The sequence below is a fragment of the Polaromonas sp. P4_H1 genome, from assembly GCF_056400945.1.
In genome coordinates, this window is sequence record NZ_JBFUKG010000101.1 from 1 (window position 1) to 587 (window position 587).

The 587-nt window shown below is 63.7% G+C and carries 1 protein-coding gene; it reads left to right on the forward strand.

Annotated features, from left to right (window positions below; translation table 11 throughout):
* Positions 1-109: 109 nt before the first annotated feature.
* Positions 110-587 (forward strand): 3-deoxy-7-phosphoheptulonate synthase (locus AC1DS5_RS25320; protein WP_477720997.1); only part of this gene is annotated, 478 nt, incomplete at its 3' end.

Genomic DNA, 587 nt, shown 5'->3' on the forward strand with positions numbered 1-587 from the left:
GGCTGCAAGGGCTTGGGGCGCAATGTGGATTTCGAACTGGCGATCCCCATCTACGCTGTGTATAACGCGGCCTCCGCAGCCATAAAGCGCGGTTTTCAGGAGAGAAGTGATGTCCGAGCGGTGGACGCCCGATAGCTGGCGCGGCAAGCCCGTGCTGCAAATGCCGGAATACCCGGATCTCAAGGCCCTTGGCGATGTCGAGGCGCAGCTTGCCACGTTTCCGCCGCTGGTTTTTGCAGGCGAAGCCCGCAATCTGAAGAAGTCGCTCGCCCGCGTGGCTGCCGGCGAGGCCTTCCTGCTGCAGGGCGGCGATTGCGCCGAGAGCTTTGCCGAGCATGGCGCCAACAATATCCGCGATTTCTTCCGCGCCTTCCTGCAGATGTCGGTGGTGCTGACCTATGCCGGCGCGCTGCCCGTGGTGAAGATCGGCCGTATCGCCGGCCAGTTCGCCAAGCCGCGGTCCTCGCCGATGGAGAAGCTCAACGGCGTCGAACTGCCGAGCTATCGCGGCGACATCATCAATGACATCGCCTTCACGCCAGAATCGCGCGTGCCCGATCCGCAGCGCCAGCTGATGGCCTATCGCC